We start from the raw sequence: 21,101 nt of genomic DNA, 5'->3' as shown, positions 1-21,101 counted from the left end.
GGTGATTGCTAGGGAGGCATTTACGCCAGGAAAAAGTCGATTTGCTTAACTTCGCCATTTTTGATTTGGAAGTTTTTGCCTATGATCAATTCAGGCGGACCACCATCAAGTTGAACGGTATCACCGATATTGGGTAGGTCCACAGCATCGATATTCTGCGTCGCTGCTTTGAATTTATTGGATTTGGATGTAAACGTGCATTTTCTAGTAGCCATGGCATGCCTCGCTATTTCTCGATTACTGAAGGGCCTCCAGGGTGACTGCACCTCTTGCGGCTGAGGTTGCCCGGTGGTGGCGTTCAATCTAGGGGCGACGGGTACATCGCTGATACTGTCAGAATTCACAGTGACGACGAACGGTCCCCTGTATACGAATCATCCGTACACAGGGGCGCTGTGGCTACATCAAGGCAGCGGGTTATTTGGCTTGTAGTCCTTAAGCAACAGATACGTACTCCACCCCCACCAATCATTGGTCCACTGCTTGTCATTCAAGTTGTTGACGTCCTTGCGCCGCAACACCTTGTCGCCCTCGGCCTTGAACAGCGGCGAAAAGTTATTCGCTGGATTGTTCGCCGCGTTCAAGTCCGGCACATGCAGTGGTGCCTTGAATGTGGCCGGGGAGGGCGCGATACCGCTGATGTACGCGTCGAAGATCTCATCGGCCGAAGCCTGTACCGCACGCTTGACCTGGGTGCGGTTGGCGGCGTCATTGCTATCGAAATAGCGTTTGTCGCCATAGGCATGCCACTCATCGCCCAGGGCATTGCGCACATTGAGCCCGAACTTGCTGTCTTCATCGTGCATAAAGCGGCTGATCAACGACCCCAGTTCACCCGGTGTCACCACGGCCGCCAGTTGTTTGCGTGGGACGCGCAGGTGCCCTGCGGAAAACAGGTCGGTCAAGAAGTGATCAGCAAAGCTGTTCATGGCGTAAGCCAGTTCCAATTGCTGGCCGCTGCCGCTTTGGTGAGCCACCACCGCTTGTTGCAGGGCGGCAGAATGCCCGGCCAGGTAGGCAGACAGCGCCCACTCGCCGAAATGGTCGGCATTATCGGCCGCCAGCTTCAAGTAGCGCCCCAGGGGAACCATGGCTGAAACCACGCTGCCGCCGCCGGTGATACGGTTCCACTCTTCAGACAACGTATCTCCTAGTGCGTCGTAGGCCTCATGGGGTTGCTTGCCATCCTGAATGGCCTGCTTCACTGCGTTGATCTCTTTTTGCATGACTGCGAGGATTTTGCCCGCTTCCTCCCGTGACGCCGGCAAAGTCGCCAGCGAGTTAAACGCGGCGGTGAAGCGCTGCACACGCTCGGTGGGTGACGCACCGTCACTGATGGGCTGGCCGGGAATTCCGTAGAAGTCACCGCCCAGGGAGATGATCTGACCATAGGTCAGGGCCAGGCCGTTGGGTAGGTGAAGCTTGACTTGCGCGCCCGGAATAGAGGGCGCGCCCTGCACGAAGCGCAGCTGGGTGTCATCGCCAATGGCGGTGTGCTCGCCGCCTTCAAAGCGCAGGGAGGGGAGGGTTTTGCGGGTAATGACCGATTCAAGTTCTGACATGTTAGCTCCTTGCTATGTCGTAGGAATCTTCCTTAATAACTGTATGCATATACAGTCATTGCGAGAATAGAGGAATAATTCCCTACGTCAAGGCGCTCGCTACTAATGACCTCGAAATACCGGCAAGCCGACAAAAGAAGGTTGACGAACATTTTTATAGTTGTACGATGACGTACGACATCAATAATAACGTTCCAGTCTTCGTCTTTGCCCAGGGTGTTCAAATAATGAATCCACAAGAACTGAAGTCCATCCTCTCCCACGGTCTGCTGTCTTTCCCGGTCACCGATTTCAATGCCCAGGGTGAGTTCCACCCGGCGGGCTATATCAAGCGCCTGGAGTGGCTGGCCCCGTATGGCGCCTCTGCGTTGTTTGCGGCGGGCGGCACCGGTGAGTTTTTCTCCCTGGCAGCCAGTGAATACGCCCAAGTGGTGAAAACCGCCGTTGATACCTGCGCCACCAGCGTGCCGATCCTCGCCGGTGTCGGCGGCTCCACCCGCCAGGCCATCGAGTACGCCCAGGAAGCCGAGCGCCTGGGAGCCAAGGGCCTGCTGCTGTTGCCGCACTACCTGACCGAAGCCAGCCAGGACGGCGTCGCCGCCCATGTCGAGGCAGTGTGCAAGTCGGTAAAAATCGGTGTGGTGGTCTACAACCGCAACGTCTGCCGCCTGACCGCGCCGCTGCTGGAGCGCCTGGCCGAACGTTGCCCGAACCTGATCGGCTACAAGGATGGCCTGGGTGATATCGAGCTGATGGTGTCGATCCGCCGTCGTCTCGGTGATCGTTTCAGCTACCTGGGCGGCTTGCCGACTGCAGAGGTTTACGCCGCTGCCTACAAGGCCCTGGGCGTGCCGGTGTACTCCTCGGCAGTCTTCAACTTTATTCCCAAGACCGCGATGGACTTCTACCACGCGATTGCCCGGGAAGATCACGCCACCGTCAACAAGATCATCGACGACTTCTTCCTGCCTTACCTGGACCTGCGTAACCGCAAGGCCGGCTATGCCGTGAGCATCGTCAAGGCGGGCGCAAAAATCGCCGGCTATGACGCAGGCCCGGTACGTACCCCGCTGACCGATCTGCTGCCAGAAGAATACGAAGCCCTGGCCGCGCTGATCGACAAGCAAGGTGCGCAGTAACCCATTAATAAAGCCGCTGAGTGATCAGCGGCTTTTTGCGTAAGGAGAAGAGGCGTGTCCCAAACCAAGCGTTTTGACAACTACATCGGCGGCCAATGGGTGGCCGGTGCGGACTACTCAAGCAATATCAACCCGTCGGATCTTTCGGATGTCATCGGCGATTTCGCCACGGCCGACCTGGCCCAGGTCAACGCCGCCATCGACGCGGCCCGCGCAGCGTTCCCGGCGTGGTCGACCTCCGGCATCCAGGCCCGGCATGACGCCCTGGATAAAGTCGGCAGCGAGATCCTCGCCCGCCGTGAAGAACTCGGTACGCTGCTGGCCCGCGAAGAGGGCAAGACCCTTCCGGAAGCCATCGGCGAAGTGACCCGTGCCGGTAATATCTTCAAGTTTTTTGCCGGCGAGTGCCTGCGCCTGTCCGGTGATTACCTGCCGTCGGTGCGCCCAGGGGTCAATGTCGAAGTCACCCGCGAAGCCTTGGGTGTGGTGGGCCTGATTACCCCGTGGAACTTCCCGATTGCCATCCCCGCCTGGAAAATCGCCCCGGCCCTGGCCTACGGCAACTGCGTGGTGCTCAAGCCGGCAGACCTGGTGCCCGGCTGTGCCTGGGCCCTGGCCGAAATCATCTCCCGCGCCGGCTTCCCCAGTGGCGTGTTCAACCTGGTGATGGGCAGCGGCCGCGTCGTCGGCGATGCGCTGGTCAACAGCCCGCAGGTCGATGGCATCAGCTTTACCGGCTCCGTGGGCGTGGGCCGACAGATCGCAGTCAGTTGCGTGTCGCGCCAGGCCAAGGTGCAGTTGGAAATGGGCGGCAAAAACCCGCAGATCATTCTCGACGATGCCGACCTCAAGCAGGCCGTCGAGTTGTCGGTGCAGAGCGCGTTCTACTCCACTGGCCAGCGTTGCACGGCGTCCAGCCGCTTTATCGTCACGGCGGGGATCCACGACCGGTTCGTCGCGGCCATGGCCGAGCGCATGCAGTCGATCAAGGTCGGCCATGCCCTGCACGCCGGCACCGATATCGGACCGGTGGTGTCCCAGGCCCAACTGGACCAGGACCTGAAATACATCGACATCGGCCAGGGCGAGGGTGCGCGGCTGGTCAGCGGTGGTGGTTTGGTGACGTGTGACACCGAAGGTTACTTCCTGGCGCCGACTCTGTTCGCCGACAGCCAGGCCGCCATGCGCATCAGCCGTGAAGAAATCTTCGGCCCGGTGGCCAATGTCGTGCGCGTGGCGGACTACGAAGCGGCACTGGCCATGGCCAACGACACCGAGTTCGGTTTGTCGGCAGGCATTGCCACCACCTCGCTCAAGTATGCCAACCACTTCAAGCGCCACTCCCAGGCCGGGATGGTGATGGTCAACCTGCCGACGGCGGGTGTGGATTATCACGTTCCCTTTGGTGGGCGTAAGGGCTCATCCTACGGTTCGCGTGAGCAAGGTCGCTATGCGCAAGAGTTCTACACCGTGGTGAAAACCAGCTACATCGGCTCGTAAACGCAATACGTGTGGGAGCCGGCAATCCAGCTCCCACAAAAAAGCAGTGCGCAGCACCAAAATCATTACCCGCAAAAAAAATAATTAGTGGGAGTACATCTACATGCAAGCGACCAAGCCGACGCACGTCCGTTATTTGATCTTGCTCATGCTGTTCCTGGTGACCACGATCAACTACGCCGACCGCGCCACCATCGCCATCGCAGGTTCCAGCCTGCAAAAAGACCTCGGCATCGACGCGGTCACCCTCGGTTATATCTTCTCTGCGTTCGGTTGGGCCTATGTGGCCGGGCAAATCCCCGGCGGCTGGCTGCTCGACCGTTTCGGCTCGAAAAAAGTCTATGCCCTGAGCATCTTCACCTGGTCGCTGTTCACCGTGCTGCAAGGCTATGTCGGTGAGTTCGGGGTCTCCACCGCCGTGGTGGCGCTGTTTATGCTGCGATTCTTGGTGGGCCTGGCAGAGGCGCCATCCTTCCCCGGTAACGCACGGATTGTCGCGGCCTGGTTCCCCACTGCCGAACGCGGTACGGCTTCGGCGATCTTCAACTCGGCGCAGTACTTCGCCACCGTGTTGTTTGCACCGCTGATGGGCTGGATCGTCTACAGCTTCGGCTGGCAGCACGTGTTTATCGTGATGGGCGTGATCGGCATCGTGTTCTCGCTGATCTGGCTGAAAGTAATCTACAGCCCGCGCCAGCACCCGCTGATCAACGAAGCCGAGTTCAACCACATCGCTGCCAACGGGGCGATGGTCGATATGGATCAGGACAAGGCCAAGGGTAAGAAAACCGACGGGCCGAAGTGGGATTACATCCGCCAGTTGCTGACCAACCGCATGATGCTCGGGGTCTACCTGGGCCAGTACTGCATCAACGGTATTACCTACTTCTTTCTCACCTGGTTCCCCGTGTACCTGGTGCAGGACCGTGGCATGACCATCCTCAAGGCCGGTTTTATCGCCTCGTTGCCGGCGATCTGCGGTTTTATCGGCGGCGTGCTGGGCGGGGTGATTTCCGATTACCTGTTGCGCAAGGGCCACTCCCTGACCTTCGCTCGCAAGGCGCCGATCATTGCCGGTTTGTTGGTCTCCAGTAGCATCATTGCCTGCAACTACGTGGATGTGGAATGGATGGTGGTCGGCTTTATGGCCCTGGCCTTCTTCGGCAAAGGCGTTGGCGCACTGGGTTGGGCGGTGGTGTCTGACACCTCGCCGAAACAAATCGCCGGCCTCAGCGGCGGCTTGTTCAACACCTTCGGCAACCTGGCTTCCATCACCACGCCCATCGTGATTGGCTACATCATCAGCACTACCGGTTCGTTCAAGTGGGCCCTGGTGTTCGTCGGCGCCAATGCGCTGGTGGCGGTATTCAGCTACCTGGTGATCGTCGGCCCGATCAAGCGCGTGGTGCTCAACGAGCCACCGAGCAAAGGCCCCGAGTTGACTAACCTTTCCCAAGCGCAATCCTGAAGGGGCCGTGTGATGCAGTTGATTGAACATGCCGACTCGCCGCGCTCCATTCGTCTGCACGAGCGCGACAACGTAGTAATCGTGGTCAATGACCAGGGCGTGCCGGCGGGCACCGAGTTCCCGGACGGCCTGGTGACCGTGGAGTTCATCCCCCAGAGCCACAAGGTGACCCTGGAAGATATCCCGCAAGGTGGTCAGATCATTCGCTATGGCCAAACCATCGGTTACGCCTTGCAGCCGATACCGCGCGGCAGTTGGGTCCAGGAAGATCAACTGCGCATGCCTACCGCACCGCCGCTGGACAGCCTGCCGCTGTCCACCGAGGTCCCCGAGGCCCAGGCGCCATTGGAAGGCTTTACTTTCGAAGGCTATCGCAATGCCGACGGCACCGTCGGTACGCGCAATATCCTTGGCATCACCACCACTGTGCAGTGTGTGACCGGCGTGCTGGACCATGCGGTCAAGCGCATCAAGGACGAGTTGCTGCCCAAGTACCCGAATGTCGATGACGTAGTGGCACTGACCCACAGCTACGGCTGTGGCGTGGCCATTACCGCCACCGATGCCTATATCCCGATCCGCACTGTGCGCAACCTGGCGCGCAACCCGAACCTGGGGGGCGAAGCGCTGGTGATCAGCCTGGGCTGCGAGAAATTGCAGGCCGGGCAAGTGATGCACGACAACGACAGCTCGGTTGACCTCAGCGAGCCGTGGCTGTACCGCCTGCAGGACGCCAGCCACGGCTTCAGTGAAATGATCGAGCAGATCATGGCGCTGGCCGAAGTCCGCCTGAAGAAACTCGACCTGCGCCGGCGGGAAACCGTACCGGCCTCGGAGCTGATCCTCGGCATGCAATGCGGCGGCAGCGACGCGTTTTCCGGGATCACCGCCAACCCGGCGCTGGGTTACGCCTCGGACTTATTGCTGCGGGCCGGGGCGACGGTGATGTTTTCCGAAGTCACTGAAGTGCGCGATGCCATTTACCTGCTGACCTCCCGTGCCGAGAGCCAAGACGTTGCCCGGGAACTGGTACGGGAAATGGACTGGTACGACCGCTACCTGGCCAAGGGCGAGGCCGACCGCAGCGCCAACACCACGCCGGGCAACAAGAAGGGCGGGTTGTCGAACATTGTCGAGAAGTCCCTGGGCTCCATCGTCAAATCCGGCAGCAGCGCGATCAACGGCGTACTGGGGCCGGGCGAGCGCTTCAAGGGCAAAGGCCTGATCTTTTGCGCGACACCGGCCAGCGATTTTGTCTGCGGCACCTTGCAACTGGCGGCGGGGATGAACCTGCACGTCTTCACCACCGGTCGCGGCACGCCTTACGGGCTGGCGATGGCGCCGGTGGTGAAGGTCTCGACCCGCACGGAACTGGCCCAGCGCTGGCCAGACCTGATCGATATCGACGCCGGACGCATCGCCACCGGCCGTGCGACCATCGAGGAGCTGGGCTGGGAGTTGTTCCACTTCTACCTGGATGTAGCCAGTGGCAAGAAGCAGACCTGGGCCGAGCGGCATAAATTGCACAATGACATTACGTTGTTCAATCCCGCTCCTGTTACGTAGTTTGTGGGGGCTGATTGTGTCGGATAATGGGTCAAGGCAGTGAACTCAGTAGCGCCTGAATATGAGGATAAACACTGCCTGGACTGGTTGCTCGACGTACTTGACCTGTCAGTTCGGGCAGGGGTTGTTTGACGTAGTAATCAGCACATACAAAACCATCCGCCCAGCCATTGGCATAGACCTGATAGTCAGAGGTGGCGTCTCCGACGATGAGCGTGCGGCCTTTCAAACGACCACTTTCGCGCCAATGCCGGGTAATTTTGCTTTTGCCACTGCTGGGGTTGATCAGTGGCGACGGGCGAGGGCACAGTGCCCGTGAGCCTAACCAGAACAGTCGATTAGCAAGTACGTTTCGTGGGTTGATGCCCAGGGCACGGACAATGGGCGTAATCCACTCCATGTAGCCACCGGAAAGAATATGTACCTGTACGCCGTCTTGCTGTAATTGGTGCAGTGTTTCGCGCAAGGCCGGTTCGATGTTGTTCACGGTCGCTTCGATATAGTGCGTGAGATGACTGCGTCGGATGCGTGGAATCACCTTCATCAAACTCAATAGTTCCCATGCACTGGCCGTCCCTGCCAGCACCTTGGGGGCAATCAGCCTCAGCTCTTTCAATTGGTCTTGTGCCTTGCTGCTGTCGGCGATGGTGGACTTGATGATCTCGATTGTACTTTCGTGATCGATCAGGGTTTGATCGAAATCAAAGATGACATGTATGTCGTCGGCACTGTTCATGAATTGGGCCCTGAACTTGCTTTTCGGTAGTCATGCTTGTCCTCACGGGTCCATGGGGTCGCGGCAATGCCTAGCTCTGTCGCAATGCACACTTGTATCTGTCGGGCGAAATCTTCGGGACTCTGATTTTCGTTGCGTTGCTGGGGCGGTAGATAGGTCATTTCGAACGAAAGCCACGGCATCAGCAGCAGTCGCAAAAAACTGCGAGTGGCTGAACTGTGCAAGGGGGCAGCCGTCAGGCCCAGCGGCAGGCTGAGGCGCATTGCCAGTGGCACCACAGCAAATCCGCGGTTCAGTAGGCTGGGACGAAAAGCGTAGAGGCCAAGGCCATTGTTAATGGTCGCTTCTGGAGCGACATACAGCGCTGTGCCTTGGGGGGTATTACGAAAAGCATGCAGGTTTTTTGCGAGTTCTCTTTTGTCATTGACATTCCAGAAGCATTTCCCAGAGCATTTGGACAATAGGAAAAACATCGCTTTGACCAGCGGGTGGGTGACGTCAAACATTGTGCCGACTGCTGACGGCATCGCCAACAGTGGAAAGTAGTCGCAAACACTTAGATGGTTAAGGGCGATCACCCGACCGTCGGTGAGGTTCTTGACCTCCTGCGTTGATAGGTTGCACTTGAGTTTGATACCCATGACAAACAGCAGCGTGCAGTAAATAACCCGTTTGGCGGCCGGCGGTAACGGCCAGGCTAAAAGGCTCAAGACAAGCAAGGACAGGAGTCGTATCGTTGCAAGCAGGCACCCGAGTGGTAAATAGGCGTAGCGGGGGAGTGCGGGGCCTTCCCAAGTATGATGGGTGCATAGTCCTGCCACGCAATTCGCGGGGTCTTTTTTTATGCAGTGTTTTGGCAATTGATTATATTCCCTGTGATTGACGGGAGGTTGTTTTCAATAATCTCTGGTGGTGAGTTTTTTTGCGTGCGCTCCAGAATTCGACGAACTCTTGCAATGTTGTGTGGGAATACTTCCATGAATTTTTTATGGGTGACAACTATTTTAAGGTGTGGCCCGAAAGGGGTGTTTACTATTGTTCCGGTTGGCTTTTTTTGTAGTAGGAAAGTGCTGATGTTGTTGAGTGCGTATTTATGGTTGATGTTAACTCTTAGATGGATTTTTTCAAACTTCAGCTGCTTGAATCCATACTCAAGCGCCAGGCAATTAGCCGCCATTGGGTAAGGCGTTCCCCAATATTCGCTGAGGTAACGTGCGCCAAAGTTTATTCCGCATTCCTTTTCGGCAAATCCGCTATAACCGATAAAAGGTGCATTGGCACCGAGGCTTACGGCCCAGCGTGACCAACCCCTCTTAGCGATTTCCTGTTGAAATGTGTAAATCTCCTTGGTGGCGGCGTTATGGTCGCGAATAGTTCCGGCAGAGATGTATTTCATTGTTTCTGGGTCACTGAGTAAGTTGGCATAGCCCTCTATGTCACTTGAGTCCCAGGTTCTGAGGTGGACGTTATGAAATTGATTGATTGTTTTGCGCATTAAGTCTCTCCGCCTGTTTGCGTCTGATCCATTAATTGTTTCGGTTGTTCGTTTGGGCTTATTTGTATCTGGTAAGTTAAAGAGAGGAGGTAAGCTTAAACTGGCAAGATTGTCAGAACCTATACCGTTTTTTGTCAGGGTATTTATTTCTGTCGAAGGGGCAACTCTTACTGGTTTGTAGGAATTTCAAGGGCTGAGAGGCTCCGACTCGTAAGTATTATCTTTTGGAATATGAGTAAAGCCATGCCACAGGGCCGTGGTCCTGTTTTATCATGGGAGATCTTCGACTATTTGTATTAAGGGTTACCCGCATGCTGGCTATCTTCCTGCAAACCCTGACCATCACCGCGCCGGTGTTTGCCATGCTGTTCCTGGGCGTCCTGCTCAAGCGCATCAACTGGATCAACGACGACTTTATCCACACTGCGTCGGCCTTGGTGTTTAACGTCACCATGCCGGCGTTGCTGTTTCTGGGGATTCTGCACGCCGACCTGCATTCGGCGCTCAAGCCAGAACTGCTGATCTATTTCTCGGTTGCGACGTTGGTCGGCTTCGCCCTGGCCTGGGGCTGGGCGATTTTCCGTTGCCCGCGTGAGGACCGGGGTATTTATGCCCAAGGTGCATTTCGTGGTAACAACGGGGTGATCGGCCTGGCACTGGCGGCCAGTATGTACGGCGACTACGGGATTTCCCTTGGCGCGATCCTCGCCGCCCTGGTGATCCTGTTCTACAACACCCTGTCGACCATAGTGCTGGCGGTCTACAGTCCGGTGATCAAGTCCGATCCGTGGAGCATCTGCAAAAGCGTGCTGGCCAATCCATTGATTATCAGCGTGATTGCGGCCACACCCTTCGCGTATTTCCAGATTGGCTTGCCCGGCTGGCTGGAAAAGTCCGGGCAATACCTGGCAGATACCACATTGCCATTGGCGTTGATCTGCATCGGCGGCACGTTGTCCATGGCGGCCCTGCGGAAAAGCGGCAGCATTGCCCTGAGCGCCAGCCTGATGAAGATGATTTGGCTGCCCCTGGTGGCGACTGCCGGCGCGTGGCTGTACGGGTTCCGCGGGCCGGAACTGGGGATCCTGTTTTTGTATTTCGGCGCGCCGACGGCTGCCGCCAGTTTTGTCATGGCTCGCGCGGCCCAGGGCAACCATGAGTTGGCGGCAGCGATCATTGTGATCACCACCTTGATGGCGGCGGTGACCACTAATATCGGGATCTTCGTGTTGCAGGCGGGTGGCTGGATCTGAAATGTTCTGGTGAAGGTGTGCACAATCAAAATTGTGGGAGCGGGCTTGCCCGCGATAGCGATCTAACAGTCACTGCGGGCCTGACTGATACGCCTCAATCACTTCCTGCGCCGCCCGAAACGCATCAATCGCCGCCGGCACGCCGGCATACACCGCGCAATGCAGCAGCGCCTCGCGAATTTCTTCAACAGTACAGCCATTATTCAGTGCGCCGCGCACATGGCCCTTGAGTTCCTGCGGGCACTTCAAGGCGGTCAATGCCGCGAGTGTAATCAGGCTGCGGGTCTTCAGTGGCAGGCCTTCACGGTTCCACACCCCGCCCCAGGCATGTTCGTTGACGAAGTCCTGCAGTGGCTGGGTGAATTCGGTGGCATTGCCCAGCGCGCGGTCGACAAACACATCACCCATGACCTGGCGACGCATTTGCTCGCCGGATTTCGGTTGATCGGTCATTGCGATTCCCTCTTGTGGTGTTGGCGGCGCCAGGCTCGCAGCGAGGTGAACAACAGGAAAGCCACCAGCGCTGGCAGGACGTAGTACAGCATCAGTTGTTCGAGTTTATTGGCCAGCGGCATGCCGGTGGTGAACGACAGCACATGCAGCCCATACGCCAGATACAACCCCAGCAGCAGCAAGCCTTCGGCGCGGGTAATGCGGTAGCCGGTGTAAAACACCGGCAAGCACAACACCACGACGCCGAGCATTACCGGCAGGTCGAAATCCAGGGCATTGGGCGATACCGACAAGGGCGACGGCGCCACCAGCGCGGTAAAGCCCAGTACCCCTAACAGGTTGAACAGGTTGCTGCCGATCACGTTGCCTACCGCAATCTCCCGCTCGCCGCGTACGGCGGCGATCAGGGATGTGGCGAGGCACGGCAGGGAGGTACTGACAGCAACAATGGTCAGGCCGATCACCCGCTCGGACAGGCCCAGGTCGCCGGCCACTTCCACAGCCGCCCCCAGCACCAGATGCCCGGCGAACACCAGCAGCACGAGCCCACCGATCATCCACAGCAAACTGCTCAACCACGGCGCCTGCACCACGGTGTCGCGGGTCCGTGGGCGGCGCGAATGGCGGGTCTGGTACAGCAACAGGGCTAGGTAGGCGAGTAGGGCGACCAGCAAGGTCAGGCCGTCAAGCGGGGTCAGGGCTTCATCGCTGGCGAGAATAAACAGCAGCAGGCTGGCGCCGATCATCACCGGGATATCCAGGCGCACCAGTTGGCGCGACACGCGCAAGGGAATGATCAGCGCCGACAGGCCCAGGGTGACGAGGATATTGAAGATGCTGCTGCCGATCACACTGCCCACGGCAATATCGGTATTGCCGGCCAGGGTGGCCTGCAGGCTGACGGCGATTTGCGGCGCGCTGCTGCCAAAGGCCACGATGCTCAAGCCAATGATCAGCGGCCTGACCTTGAGGCTGGCGGCCAGGCGCACGGCGGCGCGTACCAGCATTTCGGCGCCGGCAATCAGCAGCAGCAGGCCGCTGATCAGTTCAATCAGGCTGATGGGCGAGAGGGCGCTTAATCCGAAAATGGTCAGGGCTCCGACAGTCAGTTGCTCAGGGCTTGTACGCGCACGCGCGCGATTCCGCTGCGCAGCATACCCAACTGCTCGGCGGCCTGGCGTGAAAGATCAATCAGTCGGCCACGAATGTGTGGGCCGCGATCATTGATGCGTACCACCACGGATCTATCGTTGGACAGGTTGGTGACCTGAACCCGCGTGCCGAATGGCAGGCGTCGGTGGGCAGCGGTCATTGCGTGTTGGTTGAAGGGTTCACCGCTGGCGGTTTTCTTGCCGTGGTGCTTGGCGCCGTAGTAGGACGCGGTGCCGGTTTCGTCGTAACCGTTGGGGTCGATCAGGCCACTGGCGCAGCCGGTGAGCAGGGAGAACAGGGCGCAGAGGCCGAGTAGACGCTTCATTATCAAAATATCCCCATTACAAATGTGGGAGCGGCGGTGCGACGCTTCGAGTCGTCGCACCGCCGCTCCCACATGGGGTCCGAGTCGCAAGTAAAATCCCGCTCGGACCATTCATTGCTATCAGCCTTCGAGCTTGCTCTTGAGCAATTCGTTCACCTGTTGCGGGTTGGCCTTGCCTTTGGAGGCTTTCATCGCCTGGCCCACAAAGAAGCCGAACATCTTGCCGCGCTTGGCTTCATCCGCCGCACGGTATTGCTCGACCTGCTCGGCGTTGGCCGCCAGCATTTCATCCAGCACGGCCGAGATGGCGCCGCTGTCGGTGACTTGCTTGAGGCCGCGCTTCTCGATGATCTCGTCGGCGTTGCCTTCACCGCTGGCCATGGCCTCGAATACGGTCTTGGCGATTTTGCCGGAGATGGTGTTGTCCTTGATGCGCAGCAACATGCCGCCCAGTTGTTCGGCCGAGACCGGGGCTTCGTCGATTTCCAGGCCCTGTTTGTTCAACAGGCTGCCCAGTTCGACCATGACCCAGTTGGCGGCCAGCTTGGCGTCACCGGCAATGCTCACGACTTTTTCGAAGTAGTCGGCTTGCTCGCGGCTCGAAGCCAGCACGCTGGCGTCATACACCGACAGACCGAACTGCGCCTGGAAACGCTCGCGTTTTTGCGGTGGCAATTCCGGCAGGGTAGCGCGCACGTCATTGAGGAACGAATCCTCGAGCACCACTGGCAACAGGTCCGGATCGGGGAAGTAACGGTAGTCGTTGGCTTCCTCTTTGCTGCGCATGGCACGGGTTTCGTCTTTGTTCGGGTCGTACAGGCGGGTCTGCTGGATCACTTTGCCGCCGTCTTCGATCAGCTCGATCTGGCGACGGACTTCGGTGTTGATCGCCTTCTCGATGAAACGGAACGAGTTGACGTTCTTGATCTCGCAGCGGGTGCCGTACTCGACCTGGCCTTTTGGCCGCACCGACACGTTGCAGTCGCAACGCAGGGAGCCTTCGGCCATGTTGCCGTCGCAGATGCCCAGGTAGCGCACCAGCGCGTGGATGGTCTTGACGTAGGCCACGGCTTCCTTGGCACTGCGCATGTCCGGCTCGGACACGATCTCCAGCAGCGGCGTGCCGGCGCGGTTCAGGTCGATGCCGGTGGCGCCATTGAATTCTTCATGCAGGCTCTTGCCGGCATCTTCTTCCAGGTGCGCACGGGTCACGCCGACGCGTTTGATCGTGCCGTCTTCCAGAGGGATATCCAGGTAGCCCTTGCCGACGATCGGCAATTCCATCTGGCTGATCTGGTAGCCCTTGGGCAGGTCCGGGTAGAAGTAGTTCTTGCGCGCAAACACGTTGTGCTGGCCGATCTCGGCGTCAATCGCCAGGCCGAACATCACCGCCATGCGCACGGCTTCCTGGTTCAGTACTGGCAGTACGCCAGGCATGCCCAGGTCTACCAGGCTGGCCTGGGTGTTGGGCTCGGAGCCGAACGTGGTGGCGCTACCGGAGAAAATCTTCGATTGGGTGGCGAGCTGGGTATGAATCTCCAGCCCGATCACAACTTCCCATTGCATAGTGTTCTCCTCAGAAGCCGGTTGGGGTGCGAGTGTGCCAGTCAGTGTGCAACTGGTACTGGTGCGCCACATTGAGCAAGCGGCTTTCCTGGAAATACGGGGCGAGTAGTTGCACGCCCACTGGCAAACCGTCGACAAAGCCTGCAGGCATGGACAAGCCCGGCAGGCCGGCGAGGTTGGCGGTGATGGTGTACAGGTCTTCCAGGTATTCGGCGATCGGGTCGCCGGTCTTGGCGCCGATCTTCCAGGCCGGGTTTGGCGTGGTTGGGCCGAGGATCACGTCGACTTCATTAAAGGCTGCCATGAAGTCGTTCTTGATCAGGCGACGGATCTTTTGCGCCTTGAGGTAGTACGCGTCGTAGTAACCGGCCGACAGGGCGTAGGCACCGACCATGATCCGGCGTTGTACTTCCACGCCGAAACCTTCGCCACGGGAGCGCTTGTACAGGTCGGTGAGGTCTTTCGGGTCTTCACAGCGGTAGCCGAAACGCACGCCGTCGAAGCGCGACAGGTTCGACGAGGCCTCTGCCGGGGCGATCACGTAGTACGCCGGAATTGCGTGCTGGTTGTTCGGCAGGCTGATTTCCTTGATCACCGCGCCGAGCTTTTCCAGCTCCTTGACGCTGTTATGCACCAGCTCGGCGATACGCGGGTCGAGGCCGGCGCTGAAATACTCTTTCGGCACGCCGATGCGCAGGCCTTGGATCGAGGTATTGAGGCTGGCGCTGTAGTCCGGCACCGGTTCATCAATGCTGGTGGAGTCCTTCGCATCGAACCCGGCCATGCCTTGTAACAATATTGCGCAGTCTTCGGCAGTGCGGGCCAAAGGGCCGCCCTGGTCGAGGCTGGACGCGTAGGCAATCATGCCCCAGCGGGAAACACGACCGTAGGTCGGTTTCAGGCCGGTGAGGTTGGTGAACGCGGCAGGCTGGCGGATCGAGCCGCCGGTATCGGTGGCTGTGGCGGCCGGAAGCAGGCGGGCGGCCACGGCTGCAGCCGAACCACCGGACGAACCGCCGGGCACGTGCTCCAGGTTCCACGGGTTTTTCACCGCGCCGTAGTAGCTCGATTCGTTGGCCGAGCCCATGGCGAATTCGTCCATGTTGGTCTTGCCCAGGGTCACGGCCCCGGCTTCGGCCAGCTTGGCGACCACGGTCGCATCGTAGGGCGCCTTGAAGTTGTCGAGCATCTTCGAGCCGCAGCTGGTGCGGATGCCCTGGGTGCAGAACAGGTCCTTGTGACCGATTGGCGCACCCAGCAGCGCGCCGCCTTCACCGTTGGCGCGACGGGCGTCAGCGGCCTTGGCCTGGCTAAGGGCCAGCTCTTCGGTGAGGCTGATGAAGCTGTTGACCTTCGGGTCCAGCGCGGTGATACGCGCCAGCAGGGCCTTGGTCAGCTCTTCGGAAGAAAACTTTTTGTCGGCGAGACCGCGGGCGATCTCGGCCAGAGTCAATTGATGCATTGCAGGCTCTTTCCCTTTAGTCGATGACTTTCGGAACCAGGTACAGGCCGTTTTCGACCGCTGGTGCGATGGACTGGTAGGCCTCGCGATTATTGCGTTCGGTCACGACGTCTGCGCGCAGGCGCTGGCTGGCTTCCAGTGGGTGGGCCAGGGGTTCGATGCCATCGGTATTCACCGCTTGCATCTGGTCGACCAGCCCGAGAATGCTGTTCAGGGCTGCGGTGGTCTGTGGAAGATCGGCTTCATTGAGGCCCAGGCAGGCCAAATGAGCGATTTTTTCCACGTCGGAGCGTTCAAGCGCCATGGGATTCTCCAGTGGAAAACAGAACGGAAGCTATCCGTGTGTTAGATTGTCGGAACACTACCGCATTTCTACGGTCATAAGGCCGCGATTGTGGGGTTAGGTGCACAGAAAGTCGGCCAATTTAGCACATTGGCGCCTTGCCCAAAATCCCTGTCGTTGTTAGAGTTTGCCGCACTTTTTTACCCACGCGTTGCCTAGGGTCCCTTTCCCATGTTCAAGAAACTGCGTGGCATGTTTTCCAGCGATCTTTCCATCGACCTGGGCACTGCCAACACCCTTATTTACGTGCGCGAGCGCGGTATCGTCCTGAATGAGCCATCGGTTGTGGCCATTCGGACCCATGGTAATCAGAAAAGTGTCGTTGCCGTGGGCACCGAGGCCAAGCGCATGCTCGGCCGTACACCTGGCAACATTGCCGCCATTCGTCCGATGAAAGACGGCGTGATCGCCGACTTCAGTGTCTGCGAGAAGATGCTGCAGTACTTCATCAACAAGGTTCATGAAAACAGTTTCCTGCAGCCCAGCCCTCGTGTGCTGATCTGCGTACCGTGCAAATCCACCCAGGTGGAGCGTCGTGCCATCCGTGAATCGGCCCTTGGTGCCGGTGCCCGCGAAGTGTTCCTGATCGAAGAGCCAATGGCCGCTGCCATCGGTGCCGGCCTGCCGGTTGAAGAAGCGCGCGGTTCGATGGTGGTGGATATCGGTGGCGGTACCACTGAAATCGCCCTGATCTCCCTCAATGGCGTGGTGTATGCCGAATCCGTACGGGTTGGCGGCGACCGCTTCGACGAAGCGATCATCACGTATGTGCGTCGTAACTACGGCAGCCTGATCGGCGAATCCACCGCCGAGCGCATCAAGCAGGAAATCGGTACCGCCTACCCGGGTGGCGAAGTGCGCGAAGTCGATGTTCGCGGTCGCAACCTGGCCGAGGGCGTGCCACGTGCCTTTACCCTGAACTCCAATGAAGTGCTGGAAGCTCTGCAAGAGTCCCTGGCCACCATCGTTCAGGCGGTCAAGAGCGCGCTGGAGCAGTCGCCGCCGGAACTGGCTTCCGATATCGCCGAGCGTGGCCTGGTGCTGACCGGTGGTGGCGCCTTGCTGCGTGACCTCGACAAGCTGCTGGCCCAGGAAACCGGCCTGCCGGTGATCGTCGCCGAAGACCCGCTGACCTGCGTTGCCCGTGGCGGTGGTCGTGCACTGGAAATGATGGATAAACACACCATGGACCTGCTCTCCAGCGAATAAGATCGTTGGTTGCACCATGTTTCATCAACAGGCAGCACTTTGCAGTGCTGCCTGTTGGCGTTTATCTTCTTCAATCTGCATCCAGGCCGGTTTGATGCCGTATGAATAAAGAGAATATCTGCCCGGGAGTAGCGGCCTATTAAACCGCTCTTCACTAAAGGCCCCTCATTGGGCGTGCGCTTGTTGGTGCTGGTCGTGCTATCGGTCGCGCTGATGGTGGTCGATGCCCGCTTCACACTGCTCAAGCCAGTGCGTAGCCAGATGTCGCTGGTATTGATGCAGTCCTACTGGATCACCGACCTGCCGCAACGGCTATGGCAAGGTGTGGCCAGCCAGTTTGGCAGCCGCACAGAACTGGTGGCCGAGAACGAAAAGCTCAAGACCGAAAACCTGCTGCTGCAGGGGCGCATGCAAAAGCTGGCGGCCCTGACCGAGCAGAACGTCCGGCTGCGCGAGTTGCTCAATTCTTCCGCGTTGGTCAACGAAAAGGTCGAAGTGGCCGAGTTGATCGGCATGGACCCCAACCCCTTCACCCATCGCATCATCATCAACAAGGGCGAGCGCGATGGCGTGGTCCTTGGCCAGCCGGTGCTCGATGCCCGTGGCCTGATGGGCCAGGTGGTGGAGTTGATGCCCTATACCTCCCGCGTGCTGCTGCTCACCGACACCACCCACAGCATTCCGGTGCAGGTCAATCGCAATGGCCTGCGGGCGATTGCCAGTGGTACCGGCAACCCGGAGCGCCTGGAATTGCGGCATGTGGCCGACACCGCCGACATCAAGGAAGGCGACCTGCTGGTCAGCTCCGGCCTCGGCCAGCGATTCCCGGCGGGCTATCCGGTGGCGACGGTCAAGGAAGTGATCCACGATTCCGGCCAGCCTTTCGCGATTGTCCGTGCCGTGCCGACAGCCGCGCTGAACCGTAGCCGCTACCTGTTGCTGGTGTTCAGTGACACGCGCACGCCAGAAGAGCGCGCCAACGAGGCTGCCCAGGCCCAGGAAGCGCAGGACCGGCAGGACGGCACCGCAACCGTACCCAAGCCTGCGACACCGGCAGCGCCAGTGGCGACACCCGCCGCACCCGCTTCGGCAACACCTGCCCGGCCGGTCAGGCCTGCGGCGTCCACGCCTGCTGCTGCACCTGCGCCAGCAACCACTCGACAGGGGGCGCAATAATGGCCGGTACATATTCACGCAATGGTTGGATGGTCTGGTTGACCTTCGCCATCGGTATGTTGCTCAGCGTTTCGCCGATGCCGCAATTCATGGAAATCCTGCGCCCGCTGTGGCTGGCCTTGCTGCTGGCCTTCTGGGCCCTGGCCTTGCCGCACAAAGTCGGCATGGTCACCGCGATGTGCCTGGGGCTGGCTGAAGACGTGATGTATGGCACCTTGCTCGGCCAGAACGCCTTGATTCTCACGCTGATTACCTTCCTGGTGCTGTCGCTGCAGCAACGCCTGCGCATGTTTCCGATGTGGCAGCAATGCCTGGTGATCCTGGTGATCTTCGGTCTGGCCCAGTTGGTGCAACTGTGGCTTAGCGCCTTGACCGGTAACCGCCAGCCGACCCTCGCGCTGGTCTTGCCGGCGCTGGTCAGCGCGCTGTTGTGGCCATGGGTCAGCTTCGGTCTGCGTGGGTTGTGTCGCCGCTATAAAATCAATTGAGTGGGGCGCGAAGCTCTGCCTGGTTATCGAACCCGCAGGGAGAGTTTGCAATGCAATCGCTTTATCTGGCCTCCGGCTCTCCTCGGCGGCGTGAACTGCTGACCCAGATTGGCGTGCCGTTCACCGTGGTCAACGCCGCTATTGATGAAACCCCCCTGGGCGACGAGTCGCCTGCGTCCTACGTCGAGCGCCTGGCCCGCGGCAAAGCCGCTGCAGGCCTGGCGACATTGGCCGATACCGCAAATGCCTGCGTGCTGGGGGCCGATACTGTCGTCATCCTGGATGGCCGGATCCTCGGCAAGCCCGTGGACCAGGCCGATGCCCTGGCCATGCTGCTGGCCCTTTCTGATCGTGAACACGAAGTCCTCACCGCCATTGCCCTGCTCGATGGTCAGCGCTGCGAAACGCGCCTGGTCAGCAGTCGCGTGCGCTTTCGTCAGGTTTCCACACAAGAAGCAACGACTTACTGGCACAGTGGTGAACCCCAGGACAAGGCGGGCGGCTATGCTATCCAAGGGTTGGCGGCGGTATTTGTCGCCGGGCTCAATGGCAGCTACTCGGCAGTCGTTGGCCTGCCGGTCTGCGAAACAGCAGAACTGCTGGGCCATTTCGGCATACCCTGTTGGCAACACCTTTCCGTGCGCTGAACGCTCTACTCCAGCGCCACCTTTTAGCGATCGGCCACTATTGTGAAAACGCCTGAACGAGACCCAGCCATGAGTGAAGAGATTCTGATCAATATCACGCCGATGGAATCGCGCGTGGCGGTGGTAGAAAACGGTGTTTTGCAGGAAGTGCACGTCGAGCGCACCCAGAAGCGCGGGATCGTTGGCAATATCTATAAAGGTAAGGTTGTGCGGGTGTTGCCGGGCATGCAGGCAGCCTTTGTCGATATCGGCCTGGACCGTGCCGCATTTATCCATGCCTCGGAAATCTCCCTGCGCGAAGGCCCAGCGGTCGAGAGCATCAGCGCCCTGGTGCACGAAGGGCAGAGCCTGGTGGTGCAAGTCACCAAAGACCCGATTGGTTCCAAGGGCGCGCGCCTGACCACGCAATTGTCGATTCCTTCGCGTTACCTGGTGTACATGCCGCGCACCGCCCACGTCGGTATTTCCCTGAAAATCGAAGACGAAGGTGAGCGTGAGCGCCTGAAAAAGGTGGTCAGCGATTGCGTGGCGGCCGAAGGTATCAAAGAGGCGGGCGGCTTTATCCTGCGCACCGCCGCCGAAGGTGCCGGTGCCGATGAAATTCTCATGGACATCCGCTACCTGCGGCGCCTGTGGGACCAGATCGCGGCCCAGATCAAGACCGTCGGCGCGCCGAGTGTCATCTACGAAGACCTGGGCCTGGCCCTGCGAACCCTGCGTGATCTGGTCAGCCCGAAGATCGAGAAAATCCGCATCGACTCGCGGGAAACCTTCCAGCGCACCACGCAATTTGTCGCCGAACTGATGCCGGAAATCGCCGATCGCCTGGAACACTACCCCGGCGAACGGCCGATTTTCGACCTGTATGGCGTCGAGGACGAAATCCAGAAGGCCCTGGAGCGCAAGGTGCCGCTCAAGTCCGGTGGCTACCTGGTGGTCGACCCGGCCGAAGCCATGAGCACCATTGACGTCAACACCGGCGCCTTCGTCGGCCATCGCAACCTTGAAGAAACCATCTTCAAGACCAACCTCGAAGCCGCCACCGCCATTGCCCGTCAACTGCGCCTGCGCAACCTGGGCGGGATCATCATCATCGACTTCATCGACATGGAAGATGAAGAACACCAGCGCCAGGTGTTGCGCACCCTTGAAAAGCAGCTGGAGCGCGATCACGCCAAGACCAACATCATCGGGATCACCGAGTTGGGCCTGGTACAGATGACCCGCAAGCGCACCCGCGAAAGCCTTGAGCAAGTGCTGTGCGAGCCGTGCAGCAGTTGCCAGGGGCGCGGAAAGTTGAAGACCCCGGAAACGGTTTGCTACGAGATTTTCCGGGAAATTCTACGAGAGGCACGCGCTTACCAGGCCGAGGGTTATAGAGTCCTGGCCAATCAGAAGGTGGTTGATCGGTTGCTCGACGAAGAGTCGGGCAACGTTGCGGAACTGGAGGGCTTTATTGGCCGTACCATCCGTTTCCAGGTCGAAACCATGTATTCCCAGGAACAATACGACGTGGTGCTGCTCTGATTCGCATCCGTCCTGTTCAACGAGACCGCCAGAC

21 protein-coding genes are annotated in these 21,101 nt (G+C 59.2%); 10 read left to right on the top strand and 11 right to left on the bottom strand.

Annotation, left to right across the window (positions count from 1 at the left end; translation table 11 throughout):
• Nucleotides 1-20: 20 nt before the first annotated feature.
• On the bottom strand, nucleotides 21-215 hold the full coding sequence (locus K1X80_RS24225; protein ID WP_198799643.1) for a hypothetical protein: 195 nt from the start codon (nucleotides 213-215) through the stop codon (nucleotides 21-23).
• 189 nt (nucleotides 216-404) lie between these two features.
• Nucleotides 405-1,562 (bottom strand): hypothetical protein, encoded by a 1,158-nt coding sequence (locus tag K1X80_RS24220; protein WP_057958439.1) that lies wholly within the window; start codon nucleotides 1,560-1,562, stop codon nucleotides 405-407.
• A 227-nt stretch (nucleotides 1,563-1,789) separates the two neighbouring features.
• Between K1X80_RS24220 and kdgD the strand changes: the two genes are divergently transcribed.
• From kdgD to garD, 4 genes are all read left to right on the top strand, one after another.
• A complete protein-coding gene (gene kdgD / locus K1X80_RS24215) occupies nucleotides 1,790-2,701 on the top strand; it encodes a 5-dehydro-4-deoxyglucarate dehydratase (RefSeq protein ID WP_057438078.1) in 912 nt (303 codons plus the stop codon).
• A gap of 54 nt (nucleotides 2,702-2,755) precedes the next feature.
• Nucleotides 2,756-4,201 carry an aldehyde dehydrogenase family protein gene (locus K1X80_RS24210; protein WP_120734146.1) on the top strand — a complete coding sequence of 482 codons (1,446 nt, stop codon included), beginning with the start codon at nucleotides 2,756-2,758 and terminating at the stop codon, nucleotides 4,199-4,201.
• A gap of 103 nt (nucleotides 4,202-4,304) precedes the next feature.
• Nucleotides 4,305-5,669: an MFS transporter gene (locus K1X80_RS24205; protein ID WP_029291889.1), complete on the top strand. Its 1,365-nt coding sequence runs from the start codon at nucleotides 4,305-4,307 to the stop codon at nucleotides 5,667-5,669.
• 12 nt (nucleotides 5,670-5,681) lie between these two features.
• Complete coding sequence (garD, locus tag K1X80_RS24200; protein WP_198799641.1) at nucleotides 5,682-7,235, top strand: galactarate dehydratase; 1,554 nt, start codon at nucleotides 5,682-5,684, stop codon at nucleotides 7,233-7,235.
• Between the two features lie 31 nt (nucleotides 7,236-7,266).
• Here garD and K1X80_RS24195 read toward each other — a convergent pair whose 3' ends face one another.
• The 3 genes from K1X80_RS24195 to K1X80_RS24185 form a co-directional block, all read right to left on the bottom strand.
• A complete protein-coding gene (locus K1X80_RS24195) occupies nucleotides 7,267-7,971 on the bottom strand; it encodes an HAD-IB family phosphatase (RefSeq protein WP_057958442.1) in 705 nt (234 codons plus the stop codon).
• Complete coding sequence (locus K1X80_RS24190) at nucleotides 7,968-8,612, bottom strand: hypothetical protein (RefSeq protein WP_128592803.1); 645 nt, start codon at nucleotides 8,610-8,612, stop codon at nucleotides 7,968-7,970. The genes K1X80_RS24195 and K1X80_RS24190 overlap by 4 nt, the downstream gene beginning before the upstream one ends.
• A gap of 200 nt (nucleotides 8,613-8,812) precedes the next feature.
• On the bottom strand, nucleotides 8,813-9,466 hold the full coding sequence (locus K1X80_RS24185) for a GNAT family N-acetyltransferase (RefSeq protein ID WP_220172534.1): 654 nt from the start codon (nucleotides 9,464-9,466) through the stop codon (nucleotides 8,813-8,815).
• A 311-nt stretch (nucleotides 9,467-9,777) separates the two neighbouring features.
• Between K1X80_RS24185 and K1X80_RS24180 the strand changes: the two genes are divergently transcribed.
• A complete protein-coding gene (locus tag K1X80_RS24180; RefSeq protein WP_057438376.1) occupies nucleotides 9,778-10,719 on the top strand; it encodes an AEC family transporter in 942 nt (313 codons plus the stop codon).
• Nucleotides 10,720-10,788: 69 nt separating this feature from the next.
• Here K1X80_RS24180 and K1X80_RS24175 read toward each other — a convergent pair whose 3' ends face one another.
• From K1X80_RS24175 to gatC, 6 genes are all read right to left on the bottom strand, one after another.
• The gene (locus K1X80_RS24175; protein WP_057958446.1) at nucleotides 10,789-11,172 is read right to left on the bottom strand and encodes a carboxymuconolactone decarboxylase family protein; all 384 of its coding nucleotides are present in this window, start codon (nucleotides 11,170-11,172) and stop codon (nucleotides 10,789-10,791) included.
• Nucleotides 11,169-12,179: a calcium/sodium antiporter gene (locus K1X80_RS24170; RefSeq protein WP_233093235.1), complete on the bottom strand. Its 1,011-nt coding sequence runs from the start codon at nucleotides 12,177-12,179 to the stop codon at nucleotides 11,169-11,171. The genes K1X80_RS24175 and K1X80_RS24170 overlap by 4 nt, the downstream gene beginning before the upstream one ends.
• A 98-nt stretch (nucleotides 12,180-12,277) precedes the next feature.
• Complete coding sequence (locus tag K1X80_RS24165) at nucleotides 12,278-12,649, bottom strand: septal ring lytic transglycosylase RlpA family protein (RefSeq protein WP_120734144.1); 372 nt, start codon at nucleotides 12,647-12,649, stop codon at nucleotides 12,278-12,280.
• A 120-nt stretch (nucleotides 12,650-12,769) separates the two neighbouring features.
• Nucleotides 12,770-14,215 (bottom strand): Asp-tRNA(Asn)/Glu-tRNA(Gln) amidotransferase subunit GatB, encoded by a 1,446-nt coding sequence (gene gatB, locus K1X80_RS24160; RefSeq protein ID WP_057438093.1) that lies wholly within the window; start codon nucleotides 14,213-14,215, stop codon nucleotides 12,770-12,772.
• 10 nt (nucleotides 14,216-14,225) lie between these two features.
• Nucleotides 14,226-15,677 (bottom strand): Asp-tRNA(Asn)/Glu-tRNA(Gln) amidotransferase subunit GatA, encoded by a 1,452-nt coding sequence (gene gatA / locus K1X80_RS24155; RefSeq protein ID WP_057438095.1) that lies wholly within the window; start codon nucleotides 15,675-15,677, stop codon nucleotides 14,226-14,228.
• 16 nt (nucleotides 15,678-15,693) lie between these two features.
• Entirely contained in the window at nucleotides 15,694-15,981 is a 288-nt protein-coding gene (gatC, locus tag K1X80_RS24150; RefSeq protein ID WP_003216077.1) for an Asp-tRNA(Asn)/Glu-tRNA(Gln) amidotransferase subunit GatC, read from the bottom strand.
• Between the two features lie 210 nt (nucleotides 15,982-16,191).
• On the opposite strand from gatC, the gene mreB reads away from it, so the two are divergent.
• From mreB to rng, 5 genes are all read left to right on the top strand, one after another.
• The gene (gene mreB / locus K1X80_RS24145) at nucleotides 16,192-17,229 is read left to right on the top strand and encodes a rod shape-determining protein MreB (RefSeq protein WP_002555108.1); all 1,038 of its coding nucleotides are present in this window, start codon (nucleotides 16,192-16,194) and stop codon (nucleotides 17,227-17,229) included.
• A gap of 138 nt (nucleotides 17,230-17,367) precedes the next feature.
• On the top strand, nucleotides 17,368-18,405 hold the full coding sequence (mreC, locus tag K1X80_RS24140) for a rod shape-determining protein MreC (RefSeq protein ID WP_081044183.1): 1,038 nt from the start codon (nucleotides 17,368-17,370) through the stop codon (nucleotides 18,403-18,405).
• A complete protein-coding gene (gene mreD, locus K1X80_RS24135) occupies nucleotides 18,405-18,893 on the top strand; it encodes a rod shape-determining protein MreD (protein WP_057958452.1) in 489 nt (162 codons plus the stop codon). Before mreC ends, mreD begins: the two co-directional genes overlap by 1 nt.
• 50 nt (nucleotides 18,894-18,943) lie before the next feature.
• Nucleotides 18,944-19,540, top strand: coding sequence for a nucleoside triphosphate pyrophosphatase (locus K1X80_RS24130; RefSeq protein WP_128592806.1), 597 nt, complete (start codon nucleotides 18,944-18,946; stop codon nucleotides 19,538-19,540).
• 69 nt (nucleotides 19,541-19,609) lie between these two features.
• The gene (gene rng / locus K1X80_RS24125) at nucleotides 19,610-21,067 is read left to right on the top strand and encodes a ribonuclease G (RefSeq protein ID WP_115128995.1); all 1,458 of its coding nucleotides are present in this window, start codon (nucleotides 19,610-19,612) and stop codon (nucleotides 21,065-21,067) included.
• Nucleotides 21,068-21,101 lie beyond the last annotated feature (34 nt).

The organism is Pseudomonas sp. So3.2b (assembly GCF_019464415.1).
In the GTDB taxonomy this organism is placed as follows: domain Bacteria; phylum Pseudomonadota; class Gammaproteobacteria; order Pseudomonadales; family Pseudomonadaceae; genus Aquipseudomonas; species Aquipseudomonas shahriarae.
This window is presented reverse-complemented; position numbering and strand designations above follow the sequence as displayed.

What these genes read in the sequence shown, in the direction of transcription:
- gatC (WP_003216077.1), bottom strand. Translation starts at nt 15,981, where the DNA reads ATGGCGCTTGAACGCTCCGACGTGGAAAAAATCGCTCATTTGGCCTGC.
- rng (WP_115128995.1), top strand. Translation starts at nt 19,610, where the DNA reads ATGAGTGAAGAGATTCTGATCAATATCACGCCGATGGAATCGCGCGTG.
- K1X80_RS24185 (WP_220172534.1), bottom strand. Translation starts at nt 9,466, where the DNA reads ATGCGCAAAACAATCAATCAATTTCATAACGTCCACCTCAGAACCTGG.
- mreB (WP_002555108.1), top strand. Translation starts at nt 16,192, where the DNA reads ATGTTCAAGAAACTGCGTGGCATGTTTTCCAGCGATCTTTCCATCGAC.
- garD (WP_198799641.1), top strand. Translation starts at nt 5,682, where the DNA reads ATGCAGTTGATTGAACATGCCGACTCGCCGCGCTCCATTCGTCTGCAC.
- K1X80_RS24175 (WP_057958446.1), bottom strand. Translation starts at nt 11,172, where the DNA reads ATGACCGATCAACCGAAATCCGGCGAGCAAATGCGTCGCCAGGTCATG.
- K1X80_RS24165 (WP_120734144.1), bottom strand. Translation starts at nt 12,649, where the DNA reads ATGAAGCGTCTACTCGGCCTCTGCGCCCTGTTCTCCCTGCTCACCGGC.
- gatA (WP_057438095.1), bottom strand. Translation starts at nt 15,677, where the DNA reads ATGCATCAATTGACTCTGGCCGAGATCGCCCGCGGTCTCGCCGACAAA.
- K1X80_RS24180 (WP_057438376.1), top strand. Translation starts at nt 9,778, where the DNA reads ATGCTGGCTATCTTCCTGCAAACCCTGACCATCACCGCGCCGGTGTTT.
- mreD (WP_057958452.1), top strand. Translation starts at nt 18,405, where the DNA reads ATGGCCGGTACATATTCACGCAATGGTTGGATGGTCTGGTTGACCTTC.
- K1X80_RS24205 (WP_029291889.1), top strand. Translation starts at nt 4,305, where the DNA reads ATGCAAGCGACCAAGCCGACGCACGTCCGTTATTTGATCTTGCTCATG.
- gatB (WP_057438093.1), bottom strand. Translation starts at nt 14,215, where the DNA reads ATGCAATGGGAAGTTGTGATCGGGCTGGAGATTCATACCCAGCTCGCC.
- K1X80_RS24220 (WP_057958439.1), bottom strand. Translation starts at nt 1,562, where the DNA reads ATGTCAGAACTTGAATCGGTCATTACCCGCAAAACCCTCCCCTCCCTG.
- K1X80_RS24195 (WP_057958442.1), bottom strand. Translation starts at nt 7,971, where the DNA reads ATGAACAGTGCCGACGACATACATGTCATCTTTGATTTCGATCAAACC.
- K1X80_RS24225 (WP_198799643.1), bottom strand. Translation starts at nt 215, where the DNA reads ATGGCTACTAGAAAATGCACGTTTACATCCAAATCCAATAAATTCAAA.
- K1X80_RS24170 (WP_233093235.1), bottom strand. Translation starts at nt 12,179, where the DNA reads ATGCTGGTACGCGCCGCCGTGCGCCTGGCCGCCAGCCTCAAGGTCAGG.
- K1X80_RS24190 (WP_128592803.1), bottom strand. Translation starts at nt 8,612, where the DNA reads ATGGGTATCAAACTCAAGTGCAACCTATCAACGCAGGAGGTCAAGAAC.
- K1X80_RS24130 (WP_128592806.1), top strand. Translation starts at nt 18,944, where the DNA reads ATGCAATCGCTTTATCTGGCCTCCGGCTCTCCTCGGCGGCGTGAACTG.
- kdgD (WP_057438078.1), top strand. Translation starts at nt 1,790, where the DNA reads ATGAATCCACAAGAACTGAAGTCCATCCTCTCCCACGGTCTGCTGTCT.